Below are 14,053 nucleotides of genomic sequence, written 5' to 3'. Positions count from 1 at the left end.
CGTTAGCGGTGTCAGACGCCGGCGATATTCTCCGGGCGGAACAGCGCCATGTGGCATACTTCAATCGCGCGATTGCCCGGCTTGCGCCGGACGATGCGGCGGCCCGCGACATGCTGCAGCATTTCCAGGTGGCAGACGCCGGCTGAAACGTCAGGTTCGGCTGGCCGCCTCGAGGATCCGGCGGGTCTCCGAGGCGAGCAGCTGTTTTTCCTCGGCGATGATGAATTCGACCGCGAAGGCCGGGTCCGGCACCGCGCCGGGATCCTCGTTCGAATCGGCAACCTGGTGGTCGCTATCGAGAAAGCCTTTCACCCAGAGCCCGGCGGCCCCGTCTTGCCGGGCGAGGCCCGCCATCAGCGCGGCCAGCACCTGGCGCTGGGCCAGCAGGCGGCCTTCCAGGCTTTCCGTCGAAATCTGTGTCATGTGCCGGGCACTCCTTCGGGTTGCAGGGGTGATGTGGAAAGCCGGCACCCGAAGGCACCGGCTTGTCCGATATGCAATCACCCTATGCGATGGGCGTCCAGTAGGGCGTCTGGCCGTAATAGGAAAACACCGAGGCGCCATAGGTGCGGTCGGCCAGGCGATCATACTCGTTCACGTCCAGGGTCGGAGCGGATTTCAGCTCCTCCTTGGTCATGTTGACGACATAGCCTTCCTTGCCCTCGTCATAATTGAGGGTCTGCCAGGGCAGCGGGTGGCGCTTCTCGCCGAGGCCGAGGAAGCCGCCGAATGACATCACGGCATAGGCAACATTGCCTTTGGCCTTGTCGAGCATGACGCAATCGACCGAGCCGAGTTTCTCACCCTCGCCATTGTAGACATTGGTGCCTTCAACACGGTCGGAACTGATCAGTGAGTTGGGCGCGTGGGTCATGGTGTTCATGGGGTTTCTCCTGTCTTGGTTTGTGTCTGCCCCCCGCCCAACCAACCGCCGAACCGGACGCGTGTTCCAACACTCTCCGGGCCCGACCCAGGGATTGCGCAGCTCCGCGGCCCACCTGCGGGAACTTTTTCCTGTGCAGCCAGTTCTCCAGTCATGACCCGCATCAACGCCACCTACCTCCAGTTTCTGCCAAAGGCCCTGCGCCGTCGCCCGAGCGACTGGGCGAACGTGTGCCGCATCGCCGCGTCCGGCAATCTGCAGGCCGCCTGCGCGCTGGTGTTTGCGGGCTTTGCCTGTATGTGGACCTGCCTCACCCACCGCATCGGGCTCAAGCGGACCCGGTTCTCCCAGCCGGTTCTCCTGATCAGCTGCCAGTCGGCGCCTTCACGATAAGCCAGCGATAAATACCGAACAGGTTGACGCCCGTCAGCACGATGTTCTGGATCAACAGCGGCGGCTGCCCCTTCAGGAACCCGACCGCGACCCAGACCAGCGAAGACAGTGTGAACACGACAAATGCGTAGCCGGTAATCCGGCGCGACAGGTTGGCCGACACCAGTACGGCGGCAACGATCCCCGTCGCCATGGCCACGTAGCCCAGAACATCGCTCATCCGTCCACCTCGTGTGCTGATCGGGAGCAAACGCCGTGACGGCCACAAGGTTGCGCAAGGCACCAAACATGCAGAACTTCGGCCCAGCCAGTTTACTGACCAACTTTAGCGCCTGATAGTAGGGTCTTGTCGAAATCGCGGGATCGCCAGCCGGCGCCCGATCGTCTGTTTCTTTGCCTTAACCCGGTCCTTCACCAAACCTGAGGAGTCAGTTCATGCCAACCAGACGTCATTTCCTTGCCGGCGCGGCCGCCAGTGTGACTGTGGCTGGGTGCATGGGAGGAATGCGCCCCGTGGAAACCGAGGACGCCGCAAGGCGCCTGCTCGCGCGTCACCCGTCTTTTGATCTGCACGCACACCCTGGCCGATCTTTCGTTCGTGGCGCGCAGAACCTGTCGCCTGCCGTGGAAGCATTCATTTCGGCCGGCCCCAGTGAGGAAACCGCTGTTGCCGATATGGCGGCAGGAGGAATGAGCGCGGCGGTCTTCTGCGCCGTCGCCGATCTGCAGGTGCTCGATCAGGATGGTTACGCGCTCGTTGCAAAGAGACAATTCCATCCCGGCGAAGCACGCGCGAGTTACGCGACGCAATTGGCGAGCCTGGACGCGATGGTGGCGCATGGCTTGGTCGAGCGTATTCTGGATGCGGATGACCTCGTGCGCATCCACAAAAGCGGCGCGGTTGGCGCCATGCTGGGGGTAGAGGGCGGTGATTTTCTGGAAGGCAGCGCCAGCCGCGTTGCGGAAGCGCATGCTGATGGCGTTCGATGCATCACGCCGGTGCACTATCACAGTAACGAACTTGGCGACACGATAACGGCGTCTCCGACTCACGGCGGCCTGACGCCGTCTGGCCAGGCCTGCATCAAGGCGATGAACCGCACCGGCATCATTGTGGATATTTCGCATGCTTCAGAGGCGACGGCTTTCGGCATGATCGAGGCCTCGGACAAGCCAGTGATCTGTTCGCATGCCCATATCCAGACACCAGACCTTCAATCTGCCCGCTTCATCAGCCCCGACCTTGCAAAAGCGGTGACGGCAACAGGCGGCGTTGTCGGCGCCTGGCCGGCCGGGATCGGCATCACGGATCTCGATGGCTTTATCGACCGGATATTCGAACTCGTTGATCTGGTCGGCATCGAGCATGTCGCCATCGGCACCGACATGGATGCCAACTTCATGCCGGTCTGGGATAATTACAGACAGTTTCCCGATGTGATTTCCCGACTGGGAAAGCGCGGCCTCCAGGAGGCAGACATCTCCCGGATCATCGGCGCCAACGGCTTGCGGGTGTTACGTGAAGTGCAGGTCCTGTAACCCACAAGACCAAGGGCGCTTCGTCGCTCAGGCGCAGCATCCCGAAAAGCCAGCCAACAAGGATATGGTCCTCGGCGAAGTCAAACGCCCGACCAAGTCCCTTGAACGCTGCGGTTAGATTGCTCCGCCCTTCGCCCCAATACTCTGCGGCCCTTCTGCCAGTCAGCCAGCAGAAACGCGTCATGGAACATTTTCTCAAAAACGCATTTTGCATCCAATCACATCGCACCAAGGGTTGATTTGGCACATATACGTGATTTGTCGTGCAAAACTGTATCCTTTCAAAATAAATTGCATATCATTTAGCGTCCCGGGCTGGGTGGGATTCAGCGTGGGCGGGACGTTTTAAAGCAATATCGGAATCTCGATTGGCGATCATGGCTTAGCTGGGCGACGGCAAAACACCGAAGGAAGGGACAGCATGAAAAAAGAACAAATCGAACACATCGCGGATCAATTTTTCGCGGCGGTTGAGAGCGGAGATCTCGACGCTCTTGTCGCGAACTATCATCCGGACGTGCGCATCTGGCACTCGCGCGATGAGGCCGACACCGACATCGCGCAGAGCAAGGAACTCCTGAGCGTCTTTTTTGAACGCGTGTCCGAGCGAAAGTACGAAATCCTTCGCCGGGAATATTTCGACGGTGGTTTCGTTCAGGAGCATGTCGTCCATGGCGTGATGCAAGATGGCTCCAGGTTCAAATTGCCCGTCGGCTTCCTTTGTCACGTCGATGAGAACGGACTGATCCGCCGCATCGCGGAATACTGCGATTCGAACAAGTCGCCGCTCAGGGGCCTTCGCCAGGATCACACACCCGCAAATACCGAGGCAAGTTCATGACGTTTTCGAAGGCGCAAATTGACAAGCTTGCGGACAGGTTCTTCGGGGCCGTCGAAGCAGGTGACATTGAAACGTTCGTGTCCTGCTACGGCCCTGATGCGCGCATCTGGCACTCGCGCGACGAAGCCGACACCGATGTCCAGCAAAACCGCGAGATGCAGGAAATGTTCAAGGCGCGGGTAAAGGACCGACGCTTCGAGATCGTACGCCGCCACATCTTTGATGGCGGCTTCGTCCAGGAGCATGTCGTTCACGGCATCATGCCGGACGGCTCCGCGATGCGTCTTCCCGTTCTGCTCATCGCGCATCTCGATGACCAAGGACTTTTCAAGCGGATTTCAGAATACTTCGATTCCGCAAAGTCGCCGATGGCCGGCCTGAAACAGAAACACGTTCCAGTCACAGAATAATTGTCAAATTTATTGACAATCTGCATCGTGCGATTAGACTCACCAACGGTTACGTCAAAATACGGTCAGCGCGAAACGCCAAAGGCCGAAAACGGGAGGAGAGTGTATGAATACGAACAAAATCTGGCTTGCGGGAGTCGCTATCGGAGCCTTGATGGCCGGCTGGTCCTTGCCAACCCATGCCCAAACATCTTCGAACGCCTCGGACAATGAAGCAGAGCCGCAACAGGCTTCCTTGCAGCTCGAAGAGGTCGTCGTTACTGCGCGAAAGCGCGAGGAGCGACTGAAGGACGTTCCCATCTCGGCGAATGTTCAGTCCGGAGCAGAACTGGCGGCGAACGGTGTCGCAAATCTGGAACAGATGACGAATTATGTTCCGAACCTGACGATTCAGCCATCGCCGGGCACCCCCTCCATGTACATCCGTGGCATTGGCTCCGGCCCAAGCAATCTCGCCTTCGAGCCGTCGGTCGGGCTGTTCATGGACGGCTTGTACATGGGACGCGGGCGGCAGACCTCAACCGACTTCCTTGATGTCGGACGGATCGAAGTGCTGCGCGGTCCGCAAGGAGCGCTCTTCGGCAAGAACACCTCCTCTGGTGCGGTCAACATCACGACGAATGTGCCGACAAGTGAATTCGAAGGGATGCTAAGGAGCACGGGGTACTTCGACGGGGACGAAGGGTTTGACCTGACGGGTGTCGTATCCGGGGGCCTCACCGACAAGTTGGCGGGCAGGATCGCTCTTGGATATTCCAACCGAGACGGCTGGATACGGAACACCTCCAATGGTGACAAGCAGAACCCGAAACGAGAAAATGTTCAGGGGCGCGTGACTCTTGCCTATCAACCGAATGATGCCAGCGAGATCATTTTCCGCGGACACCTGTTCGATTACCAGACCGATGGCGACTATATGTCCAGCTTTCCTTTCGGCACCGAAAGGTCACTTACGAGAGCCACGACACCAGGGCTCGATGAGTTTGATGACGGGAATGGCGCGAATTTCGGGCTGACTGGCAATTTCGAATTTGGGGACGGCTACACCCTTACGACGATCTCTGGTTATTCGAGCTTCGAATACTTGAAGCAACTGGATAGCGACTGGTCACCAGATCCTTTCTTCAAATCGCAATTCGGCGAGAGCTTCTGGCAAGCTTCGCAGGAAATTCGGGTGACCTCACCCGTGGACAATGCATTTACCTGGATCGCCGGTGCTTATTTCCACCGCGCCGAAAGTGATGAGATTATCACGCGATCCTTCATCACTTTCGGTCCATTCGACGGCACATCGTTCCGGATAATGGATCAGCAGACGACGTCGGTCTCTGTCTATGGCCAAGCAGCCTACGACTTTTCTGAAAACTGGAAGATCACAGGCGGCCTCAGGGGAACGTTCGAGAAAAAGAATGGCTTCTATGATCGCACCAGCGCGGGTGTTGTTCCAGGCACCTGGCTCGAAACCGACCTGGTCGGCGAGATCGAGGAAGAAGCATTCGACCCTTCGGTCCAGCTTCAGTACCTGACCGGCCCAAGCATGTTCTATCTCTCTTATGCAAAGGGCTCAAAAGCGGGCGGCTTCGTCTCGGCATCTTCCGTCGTGACACAGGACGGATTCGTGTATTCGGACGAAACCTCGTCCTCACTCGAAGCCGGCGCGAAGCTCGACCTCTTCGATCGCCGGGCCCAGCTGAACCTGGCTGTATTCCAGACCGACTACAAAAATCTACAGGTTGCCGCATGGGACCCCATCGCCAACGCAGCAATCACCCGAAATGCGGCTGACGCCACGTCGCGCGGCGTGGAGGCGGAATTGATGGCCCGCCTGAATGAGTCGCTTACCTTCAGAGGCTCGGCCGCTTACCTGGATATCAAGTATGACGATTTCCCAGGCGCGAACTGTCTCTATGATCCAAACCGCCTCCCGGGCCCTTGCCTGGAAAACATCGGCGGGACACGCGTTCCCAGAGCCCCCGAATGGTCGGCAACGGCGGCGCTCGATCTTGATAGACCCATATCTGAGAACCTCAATCTGACAGGCAGAATTTCGGCAAGCTACCGCTCGGGAATCTTCCTTGATGACACGCTTGCCCCTGCCTCATACCAATCCGGTTTCACCAAAATCGACGCCCGGATCGGCATTGGAGGCGTGGGTGAAGACTGGGAGGTCGCACTTATCGGTCAAAACCTGACCAACGAGCTGACAGCCAGCCACGCGCTAGGCACGCCCTTCAATGCAACGAGCGAGAGCTATGCTCTCGACAAGCCCAGAGTGGTGGGCGTCCAGCTAACCTTGCGGCGCTGAACCCTATCTGACGTGCGCATCAGCGGGCACCCATCGACACAGATGGGTGCCCGTTTTTCATGGCTCGTGTACCGGTCTAAATGCCGCCACCCTATCCAGCGATTGTCAAAGCGGCCTGGAGAGGCGACGTCTCGGGATTGCGCTTCTCAGGCACATCCACGCCGGCTCTCTCATCACGCGCGAGGCGAGCTCCCGCCCCCTGCAGCTTCGCAAGCAACGCGTCAGGCCCAACTCGCCTTGTCATGCCTCAGCTTCCCAACCAAAGCCGAAACGGCTTCAAACACCGGGCGATTGCTCAGGAAGCAGACCACTTGTGATTTCATCCTTGATCGCTTTCACGATGTCCGCCTCCCTTAGCGCGATCTCCTGAACCTGCCCTGAAACTGCGATTGCGAATTTCCGGCTCCCTCCGTCAAGGCCAGTCTGCAAGGGCACAGCGATCGCCCCCACGCCGCCCACCGCCAATTCGCGGGAGAAGAAATATCCGTAAGTTCGCGTGTATTCGAGATCGGCACGAACCTGGTTCAAATCGATGCGCGTATCATCATTCGATTCAGCATTGGCTCTACGACATAGCGCCGCGATCAATGCGTCCGGCTCGTCCTTCAGGAGCGCCAGTCCCGCAGCAGATCGTACCGCCAACCGACGCTGCCCTTGCGGGATAATGATCGCGTTGGGTTGCTTGCCCTGGATGACTTTCACGTCGAGGGCGTAGGGGCCATTTCGGATCGCTAGAATGATCGTTTCGCCGGTCCGGTCCGCAAGCGCCTCCATGATACGAATGACCCGTCCATCGCGCATCGGCCCGGCACCCAGCCGGCTCCCCAACAACGCAATTCGTGGAGAGGGCAAGAACGTCCGGGTACGCTCTTCATAGTCCAGGAACCCCATTTCGACGAGCGAGTTCAGAAGGACGGAGGTTGATGACTGGGGAAAGTTGAGGCGCCCTCCGATCTCACTTGCCTTCGCTTCGCGTCCGACCTCGTCGAAAAAGTCAAAAATCTGCATGACTCTCGCAGCAGACTTGACCAAGCTGGGTGGAATTGGTTCGCGCGGAATCTCGATCAAATGACACGCAGTGGGCCTCTTCGTGGAGGCAGCCGTCATCCGACGTGACGGAGAGCGCACGGGTGCCCCAGTGCCAATCCTTCCAACCATTTCCTTCCCTTCCTCGGCTTGTCACATCTGCCTGATTGTATGCAATATTTCAGGCCAAGCATGGCTCTATGGCAATCGCACACACTCAAGAAACGTATTTTCTATGCTTATAGATGGCACATTTTGTGCGAATTTACAACGAATTCAGATGACGGCGCCGCCAAGGAAAATGACGGAGCAGAAGACGAGCGGAGATCAATATGCATTCAATTTTAGGGCGGAGGTATCCTGAATCTTCCCCACGCAGGCGGTTTCCAACACCGGCATCGCCCGGCAATTGCTTGCCCCCACCCTTGATCGTCGCGGTAGCTGGGTTGTTCGGAATGGCTGCCGCATGAATCACGACCGGATCACGCAGGCGAGTTGGTAGTGAAGTTCCGATGCGTCGATCTGTACACATTCAAACGGACGTCGGCTGGCACGAGGCCGCAATTCTCGCACCGAATGGGTGTGCCGGAAAAGGCCCTTTAAATCACATTTCGGATAAGCGTCGCTCTGCATCGTTTCCTGCTTGCGCGCGTACGGTGCGGTCGGCAGTTTGAAGTCGAAACGCCATACTGGGCGCGCCAACCGTCAACGGATCGAGTGAGGACCTGCAGATGCTGAAGAGTCAATTTCTAATCGTCGCCTTACAGATTTTCCGCCCCCGCCTAGCCGCGAAATTTCTGGCGTCTGGTTCCGTCCTGGCGGCGATTGCCGCAACCTCCACTTACCAAGTGCAGGCAAACGCCGAGCCTGGCCAGGCAGATGCGCTAGAGACAGCCTCACATTCCGAGCCGACGGGATTCTGGATCGAGGAATTGGCGGACGGTTTCAAGTTCCCCAGCTCGATGGCCTGGCTGCCCGATGGCACCATGCTGGTCACCTGCCAGGACGGAACGCTCCAGAGGGTCGCAAAGTCCAGCCACACGATAGACGCGGTCACGGGAGTACCCGAGAGTTATCCCGGCGTCTGGAATGGGTTGCGCGATATCGTCGTCGACCCTGACTTCAAGAACACGCATCTAATCTACTTGTACATTACCGAAGGCAACCTCGAAAGTCGCAGGCCAGCGGTGTATCGGGCCGAACTGAGGGGGACGGTTCTTCGGAACGTCGAACGCATCTTCAACGCAAACCAGGCACATGGAGGCTCTGGCGTCGGAATCATCGCAACCCGCATGATTCTTCTCAACGACGGAACTCTGCTGCTTGGGATTGCGGACGAACGGCACGGCAATGCGCAAAAGCTCTCCAGTCATCTCGGCAAGACGCTGCGTATCAATCGTGACGGGTCGGTGCCCGCCAATAATCCTTTCGCTCAACAATCCGATGCTGCTCCCGAAATATGGACTCTCGGTCATCGCGTTGCATTGGGCCTGTATCAAGACCGCACATCAGGCAAAATTTTCGAGACGGAAGCAGGCCCGAGGGGGGGAGACGAACTCAACCAACTCGAACCGGGTAAAAATTACGGCTGGGCGAAGACGAGTTGGGGCTTTGCCTACGGCAATAATGGGCTCGATGCCCCAGCGCAAACGCAGCCAGGCATCACTGACCCGATCCAGGTCTGGACGCCATCGGTTACGCCAGCCGGAATCACTCGCCATGATGGCCACGTCTATCCAGATTGGACCGGGGATTTCTTCGTCGGGCAACTCACCGCGAAGCAGCTGGAGCGCATCCGAATGCGAGACGGACGGGTGGTGCTGCAGGAGCGGCTGCTGACAGGCTTTGGAGAACGGATCCGCGACGTCAAGACCGGACCCGACGACCACATCTATCTGCTTACCGACAACGAAAATGGACGCCTTTTGCGACTGCAACCGGGAGAGCCGGCCGCTTCGGAGCTGGCGCATGTCGCCAAAAAGCTGGAAGGCGCCTGGCGCGCAGACAGAATCTGGCTCGACGCAGATGGCAATGAAATCGACGTAACGCCCGGCGATCCTGTGCGGGGGCTGCAGGCATTCATCGAACGCTGCTCCGGCTGCCATAGCGTTGGAGACGATATTCCGGGGGCAGCTATCGGTCCAGGTCTCGACAATATTTTCGGCCGCTTGCTCGGACGTCAGGCGAACTTCAGCTATTCAGCAAACATGGCCGGATCGCCGCTGTCCTGGGATGCCACGAATTTGAACAAGTTCATCGCCAACCCATCCACGTTCATTTCTGGCACGACGATGGCGTCACCCCCGATCGGCGACGCACAGCTGCGGCGCGATATTGTCGGATACCTCAAGCACCAAGCCGGGACTGGCACAAATCCGTAAGGCCAGCCCCGTTCCGGACGATGCCTGTCCAAGCTGAGTCATGGACCAGGGGTTTCCGCATGGATCGGAGGCTGATCGCCCACCACGCGTGTCCATGAGTCGATTGAGATGATCACACCCGGCCGGAGGCTATTTGTCCTCAGGCGCCAGGCGGACGGCAAGTTGGGCGACGCGCTGCCCCTGATCACGCGCCAGGCCGAGTTCGACCTGACTGGGTGTACGCGATCCATTGCCCGCAACAGTTCCTGCACCATACGGCGACCCACCGCGCATTTCGTCGATTTGGTAGAGCCCGGTACTGGCATAAGACAAACCGACGATAATCATGCCGTGATGCGCAAGAGTCGGCCAGAACGACAGGATGGTTGATTCATTGCCCGCGCCCGTGCCGGTAGACGTGAAGACGGAGCCGATCTTGTCGATCAGGCTCCCCGCCTTCCAAAGCGGGCCGGTCTGGTCCATGAAATTCCGCATTTGGGCGGGCACGTTACCAAACCGCGTCGGTGCACCGAACACGATGGCATCATAAGCAGCCAGTTCTGACGGGTCAGCGATCGGCGCATCCTGGTCCAACTTGTAGCCACTTGCAGTGGCGACTGCCTCCGGCACTATTTCGGGAACGCGCTTGAGATCGACCTCGCAGCCCTCCACGCTCCGGGCGCCTTGCGCAACGGCCTTGGCAAGGGTCTCCACATGACCAAAGGCCGAATAATACAGTACAAGGATTTTTCGGGACATAATATTTTCCATTTTGCGCAAGTTACTGGGGTTTGCGCCTGAGCGCTTGCCATCCGGCTTCGATCCGGCTCAGTCCGCTGTCGATAAGAGCATGTTCCCGGCAGCGATCATAATACGATGAAACATTTGGGCGTTCACCGAAGGGAGTCGTCATCCCGAATATCGGCGGATATTCGGCTGCGTAACGTAGAATTGGAGCAACGGCGAGGTCTGCCAAGGTCAGTCGGCCACCTACCGCATGCACTGCCGGGTTGATCCAGGGCTCCAGATAACCAAGCCCGCGGTCCAGAACGGAAAGCGCTCGGTCTACATGTTCCTGGTTACGGGTCGCCCGCGACAAGTTTGCGAACAACGGCACCATCGCCTCCATGATGTAGAGGTCGGCTATCCGCGCGATCAATCGGCAATTCGCCCGCTCCATGGGATCATCCGGGAGAAGAGACGGGTCTGGGTGCGTCTGCTCCAGGAACTCCGAGATCACTTCCGATTCCGGAAGATGGACGGAGCCAACCTGAAGGACCGGTATCTTTCCGATCCGGCTGATCGCGGCAAACGCCTCGGATTTCAGGCCGCCGGGCGGCACGCTCTCCGTAAACGGAATTTGCTTGAATTCAAGCTGCATCACCACCCTCTGGGCAAAGGGCGAAATGTCAGCACTATAGAGGTGGTAGTCAGCCATATCTGGTACTTTCTGCGACACTATGCGTTCACGCTGCCGGGGAATGTTTTCGCGAGCCAACTGAAGACGGACCCGGCTGCTTCGTCCGCCTTGTCCCTTTCCCCGGCGTAGTAATGGCTGGCACCCTGCACGAGATAATGCGTCTGCTCGCAATTTACCGCCGCAGCCATGAGGCGCGCCGCATGGCTCGGTGTGCATGCATCGTCAGCACTGTTCTCCAGCACGAACATCGGCACGCTCACGCGTGCGGCACATTTGAGCCCGTCAGCATGGGAGTCGTCATAGGACCACTGGGACAGCCAGCTTCGCAGGGTGGAAAATCGGGCCAAACCTGTTGGCCCGTCATTCGCCAGGCGCGGGTCACCCAGCATGCACCAGTTTGGCGGTCGGTCGCTCGGCTCGAGTTGAGGGTCGAGAAAGCGAGGATCTGCCATTGTGCCATGAACGACAAAGGCCCGCTCATCATGCTCTCGGCCCTGTGCTTTCAGGTTGGCCAGCTCAGCCTTCACATTTTCCGTGATACGGCGATTTCGGGCGATCTGCGCGGCGCGATAGCGCGCGACAAAATCTGCAGAATAAGGAGGCTGGTTGGGATTCCCGGGATCGTAGATATTGAGCTCCCTGTCACGTTCGAACGGATGCGATTCATCAACAACGGATGGGTCGATCCATTCGGTGAGCGTGAGGTTTCTTGACAGGTGCGCCGCGAGCAAGGCGATCCCGTCTGCCGGGATGAGGCCCGCCTGTGTCAGGTCGATCTCGTCGCCCGCCGGCGTTCTGGTCACTGTCGGGTTTTGCGCTTCAGCCTGGTAGAACAGCGATAGCGCGCCGCCACCACTCCAACCTCCCAAAACCACGCGGGAATAGCCAAGCCTCTCCTTGGCATCGCGCACCGCCGCACCGAGGTCCAGCGCACACTTCTCCATAATCAGGGCACTGTCATTACCGCGATAGCGGCTGTTGCAGTAGATCACGTGGATGCCGGCCCGAGCCAGTGCGCCGGTCAAGGGCAACCACGCGCCGCCACCGATCGGGTGCATCATGATAACGACCGTGTCGGACGGCACCGGCGGCTTCAGCAAATGGGCTTCAAGCACGACGGTGCCGTGCGCGCCGCCATAGGTATCCTTGAAGGCGGTGTCCTCGTTGAAGACGATCAGGTACGGAATGCGTTCGTATCGGGTCATCTGGCATTTTTCTCCTTGGCGGATTGCTGAAGCGAACGATCCAGAACAGCCGGCTTGCCGTCCGCAGGTTTCGTGGGCATGCGACTTTCTGCGAGGGTCTCACCCGCCGCGGCGATGGCGCGCAGGACAGGCGACTGTGAGTGTGGATCCCACATATGGGCGGGGGCGAGGGACAGCCCTCCATCCACGATGAGATTGATCCCCGTGATGAAGGCAGCCTCCGAATCCGAGAGATAGGCGACAGCGCCAGCGATGTCGTCGGGCTGGCCACTACGAGAGACGGGCTGTGCCGCGTGCGCCTGCGCCGCAATGGCGTCCTGTAATACCAGGCTGTCCTGGCGCGCCTGCCCACGCGTCCGGCCGAAGAGCGGCGTCGGAATGAAACCAGGCGAAATCGCATTCACGCGGATATTGTCAGCCGCGAGTTCGGCGGCGCCCACAGATGTCAGGTGGATGAGTGCGGCCTTGGCAACTGAATAGGCTGCCCCACCCCAGCCGGGTTGCAGGCCACACACGGAAGCGATGTTGACGATCGAGCCGCCCCCTGCCCGCTTCAGCATCGGCAGCATGAGCGTCATCAAGCGGCGGGGCGCACAGACCAACAACTCCATCGTGTCGCTCCAGCCGGACGTCGTCATGTCGGAGAGCGATGCGAGGCTGCCGGCGCCCCCGGCATTGTTCACCAGCGTCGTGATGTATCCCGCGCGTTCGCCAATCACCGAGATCAGTTCGGCAGCAGCGCCATCATCCGTGATGTCACAGGGAATATACTCTCCGGCTCCGCCTTGGTCAGGCGGCAGTATGTCGATATTGAACACCCGGTCTCCACGCAATAACAAGCGATCACAGATGGCCGCTCCGATGCCGGATGAGCCACCTGTGACCACTGATACGCCGGGAGGTTCAGCGCTCAATTTCGGACCTTCAGCTGGATTCCGGTCACCCGCAGGGGACCGACCGAAATGTTTTCACTATTGGCAGCGAAGGGTGTGCCGAGGACATAACTCGAAGAACGCTCATCGGTAAGGTTCGGGCGGACGCGCGCGAGGTCCCATTTCATGAAGGAAACCGTTGCGGACAGCCAGTCCATACGAACGTCCATTTTGTTCCTCCCTTTATGCCCCAATCTTCCGTTGGTTCAGAAGGGATACCAGAAGGAGTTTTGTTGTCAAATTTTTTGACGTTTAGGCATCGTGTTGAGCAACGCCCTTGAGCGGCGACTTGGCAGAATCGCAATATTCAGCGATCCGCAGGATCTTGCCCGCCGGGCTCAGGCTACAAACGAAACACACCGGCAAGTTCAGCTTTGATCCGTCCTGCATCGACCCGTGCACCACATGCTCCTGCATGAACCCGCCTTCGTAGAAATGACGGGCACGCACTTCATACTTTCGGTCGGATACACGGTCGAAGAACATGCTGAGCAGTTCCATGCTCTGGGCCATGTCGGTATTCGCCTCATCGCGCGAATGCCAGATCCGAATGTCCGGATCGTACATGGACTTGATTGCAGCAATGTCCCCGGCTTCGACAGCCGCAAAAAAGCTGTCGGCCACTGTGTTCATATCGGTATGATTCATGGTTTCCTCTCGATCTCTGTCTATTTGCGGAGTTGACACGAGGATGCTCACACCATCATAAAATGTCAAATTCTATGACAAAATAAACTGG

General features: G+C 58.6%; 17 protein-coding genes. 7 read left to right on the top strand and 10 right to left on the bottom strand.

Features of this window, described 5'->3' with window-relative positions; genetic code table 11:
• Positions 1-8 precede the first annotated feature (8 nt).
• On the top strand, positions 9-146 hold the full coding sequence (locus tag HJO_RS18465; protein ID WP_156945738.1) for a hypothetical protein: 138 nt from the start codon (positions 9-11) through the stop codon (positions 144-146).
• A 4-nt stretch (positions 147-150) separates the two neighbouring features.
• Here HJO_RS18465 and HJO_RS15170 read toward each other — a convergent pair whose 3' ends face one another.
• Together HJO_RS15170 and HJO_RS15165 are read right to left on the bottom strand one after the other, a co-directional pair.
• Positions 151-423: a hypothetical protein gene (locus HJO_RS15170; protein WP_035618571.1), complete on the bottom strand. Its 273-nt coding sequence runs from the start codon at positions 421-423 to the stop codon at positions 151-153.
• Between the two features lie 82 nt (positions 424-505).
• On the bottom strand, positions 506-883 hold the full coding sequence (locus tag HJO_RS15165) for a PRC-barrel domain-containing protein (protein ID WP_035618570.1): 378 nt from the start codon (positions 881-883) through the stop codon (positions 506-508).
• A gap of 153 nt (positions 884-1,036) precedes the next feature.
• On the opposite strand from HJO_RS15165, the gene HJO_RS15160 reads away from it, so the two are divergent.
• Complete coding sequence (locus HJO_RS15160; protein ID WP_035618568.1) at positions 1,037-1,276, top strand: hypothetical protein; 240 nt, start codon at positions 1,037-1,039, stop codon at positions 1,274-1,276.
• On the opposite strand, the gene HJO_RS15155 is transcribed toward HJO_RS15160, so the two are convergent.
• Positions 1,248-1,496 carry a hypothetical protein gene (locus HJO_RS15155; protein WP_051618683.1) on the bottom strand — a complete coding sequence of 83 codons (249 nt, stop codon included), beginning with the start codon at positions 1,494-1,496 and terminating at the stop codon, positions 1,248-1,250. The genes HJO_RS15160 and HJO_RS15155 overlap by 29 nt on opposite strands.
• Positions 1,497-1,711: 215 nt before the next feature.
• Between HJO_RS15155 and HJO_RS15150 the strand changes: the two genes are divergently transcribed.
• From HJO_RS15150 to HJO_RS15135, 4 genes are all read left to right on the top strand, one after another.
• On the top strand, positions 1,712-2,815 hold the full coding sequence (locus HJO_RS15150; protein ID WP_084142079.1) for a dipeptidase: 1,104 nt from the start codon (positions 1,712-1,714) through the stop codon (positions 2,813-2,815).
• Between the two features lie 421 nt (positions 2,816-3,236).
• Positions 3,237-3,656, top strand: a complete 420-nt coding sequence (locus HJO_RS15145) for a nuclear transport factor 2 family protein (RefSeq protein WP_051618682.1) — start codon at positions 3,237-3,239, stop codon at positions 3,654-3,656.
• Entirely contained in the window at positions 3,653-4,066 is a 414-nt protein-coding gene (locus HJO_RS15140) for a nuclear transport factor 2 family protein (RefSeq protein WP_051618681.1), read from the top strand. Before HJO_RS15145 ends, HJO_RS15140 begins: the two co-directional genes overlap by 4 nt.
• A gap of 106 nt (positions 4,067-4,172) precedes the next feature.
• Entirely contained in the window at positions 4,173-6,371 is a 2,199-nt protein-coding gene (locus HJO_RS15135; protein WP_084142077.1) for a TonB-dependent receptor, read from the top strand.
• 276 nt (positions 6,372-6,647) lie between these two features.
• Here HJO_RS15135 and HJO_RS15130 read toward each other — a convergent pair whose 3' ends face one another.
• Positions 6,648-7,478, bottom strand: coding sequence for an IclR family transcriptional regulator (locus tag HJO_RS15130; protein WP_035618562.1), 831 nt, complete (start codon positions 7,476-7,478; stop codon positions 6,648-6,650).
• 650 nt (positions 7,479-8,128) lie between these two features.
• Between HJO_RS15130 and HJO_RS15125 the strand changes: the two genes are divergently transcribed.
• Positions 8,129-9,778 carry a PQQ-dependent sugar dehydrogenase gene (locus tag HJO_RS15125; protein WP_084142074.1) on the top strand — a complete coding sequence of 550 codons (1,650 nt, stop codon included), beginning with the start codon at positions 8,129-8,131 and terminating at the stop codon, positions 9,776-9,778.
• 129 nt (positions 9,779-9,907) lie between these two features.
• On the opposite strand, the gene wrbA is transcribed toward HJO_RS15125, so the two are convergent.
• The 6 genes from wrbA to HJO_RS15095 all read right to left on the bottom strand — a co-directional run bounded on the left by wrbA (position 9,908) and on the right by HJO_RS15095 (position 13,962).
• Positions 9,908-10,516 (bottom strand): NAD(P)H:quinone oxidoreductase, encoded by a 609-nt coding sequence (gene wrbA / locus HJO_RS15120; protein WP_035618722.1) that lies wholly within the window; start codon positions 10,514-10,516, stop codon positions 9,908-9,910.
• A 22-nt stretch (positions 10,517-10,538) separates the two neighbouring features.
• Positions 10,539-11,195 carry a glutathione S-transferase family protein gene (locus HJO_RS17910; RefSeq protein ID WP_156945735.1) on the bottom strand — a complete coding sequence of 219 codons (657 nt, stop codon included), beginning with the start codon at positions 11,193-11,195 and terminating at the stop codon, positions 10,539-10,541.
• Between the two features lie 20 nt (positions 11,196-11,215).
• Positions 11,216-12,382, bottom strand: coding sequence for an alpha/beta hydrolase (locus HJO_RS15110; RefSeq protein ID WP_051618677.1), 1,167 nt, complete (start codon positions 12,380-12,382; stop codon positions 11,216-11,218).
• Positions 12,379-13,296 carry an SDR family NAD(P)-dependent oxidoreductase gene (locus HJO_RS15105; protein WP_084142073.1) on the bottom strand — a complete coding sequence of 306 codons (918 nt, stop codon included), beginning with the start codon at positions 13,294-13,296 and terminating at the stop codon, positions 12,379-12,381. Before HJO_RS15105 ends, HJO_RS15110 begins: the two co-directional genes overlap by 4 nt.
• The gene (locus HJO_RS15100) at positions 13,293-13,484 is read right to left on the bottom strand and encodes a hypothetical protein (protein ID WP_156945732.1); all 192 of its coding nucleotides are present in this window, start codon (positions 13,482-13,484) and stop codon (positions 13,293-13,295) included. Before HJO_RS15100 ends, HJO_RS15105 begins: the two co-directional genes overlap by 4 nt.
• Positions 13,485-13,566: 82 nt before the next feature.
• Positions 13,567-13,962, bottom strand: a complete 396-nt coding sequence (locus HJO_RS15095; protein ID WP_084142071.1) for a nuclear transport factor 2 family protein — start codon at positions 13,960-13,962, stop codon at positions 13,567-13,569.
• Positions 13,963-14,053 lie beyond the last annotated feature (91 nt).

The organism is Hyphomonas johnsonii MHS-2, assembly GCF_000685275.1.
GTDB lineage: Bacteria > Pseudomonadota > Alphaproteobacteria > Caulobacterales > Hyphomonadaceae > Hyphomonas > Hyphomonas johnsonii.
Note: the sequence above shows the minus strand (reverse complement) of the source record. Positions and strands in the feature narration are given on the sequence as shown.

What these genes read in the sequence shown, in the direction of transcription:
- HJO_RS15170 (WP_035618571.1), bottom strand. Translation starts at nt 423, where the DNA reads ATGACACAGATTTCGACGGAAAGCCTGGAAGGCCGCCTGCTGGCCCAG.
- HJO_RS15165 (WP_035618570.1), bottom strand. Translation starts at nt 883, where the DNA reads ATGAACACCATGACCCACGCGCCCAACTCACTGATCAGTTCCGACCGT.
- HJO_RS15160 (WP_035618568.1), top strand. Translation starts at nt 1,037, where the DNA reads ATGACCCGCATCAACGCCACCTACCTCCAGTTTCTGCCAAAGGCCCTG.
- HJO_RS15155 (WP_051618683.1), bottom strand. Translation starts at nt 1,496, where the DNA reads ATGAGCGATGTTCTGGGCTACGTGGCCATGGCGACGGGGATCGTTGCC.
- HJO_RS15150 (WP_084142079.1), top strand. Translation starts at nt 1,712, where the DNA reads ATGCCAACCAGACGTCATTTCCTTGCCGGCGCGGCCGCCAGTGTGACT.
- HJO_RS15145 (WP_051618682.1), top strand. Translation starts at nt 3,237, where the DNA reads ATGAAAAAAGAACAAATCGAACACATCGCGGATCAATTTTTCGCGGCG.
- HJO_RS15140 (WP_051618681.1), top strand. Translation starts at nt 3,653, where the DNA reads ATGACGTTTTCGAAGGCGCAAATTGACAAGCTTGCGGACAGGTTCTTC.
- HJO_RS15135 (WP_084142077.1), top strand. Translation starts at nt 4,173, where the DNA reads ATGAATACGAACAAAATCTGGCTTGCGGGAGTCGCTATCGGAGCCTTG.
- HJO_RS15130 (WP_035618562.1), bottom strand. Translation starts at nt 7,478, where the DNA reads ATGACGGCTGCCTCCACGAAGAGGCCCACTGCGTGTCATTTGATCGAG.
- HJO_RS15125 (WP_084142074.1), top strand. Translation starts at nt 8,129, where the DNA reads ATGCTGAAGAGTCAATTTCTAATCGTCGCCTTACAGATTTTCCGCCCC.
- wrbA (WP_035618722.1), bottom strand. Translation starts at nt 10,516, where the DNA reads ATGTCCCGAAAAATCCTTGTACTGTATTATTCGGCCTTTGGTCATGTG.
- HJO_RS17910 (WP_156945735.1), bottom strand. Translation starts at nt 11,195, where the DNA reads ATGGCTGACTACCACCTCTATAGTGCTGACATTTCGCCCTTTGCCCAG.
- HJO_RS15110 (WP_051618677.1), bottom strand. Translation starts at nt 12,382, where the DNA reads ATGACCCGATACGAACGCATTCCGTACCTGATCGTCTTCAACGAGGAC.
- HJO_RS15100 (WP_156945732.1), bottom strand. Translation starts at nt 13,484, where the DNA reads ATGGACGTTCGTATGGACTGGCTGTCCGCAACGGTTTCCTTCATGAAA.
- HJO_RS15095 (WP_084142071.1), bottom strand. Translation starts at nt 13,962, where the DNA reads ATGAATCATACCGATATGAACACAGTGGCCGACAGCTTTTTTGCGGCT.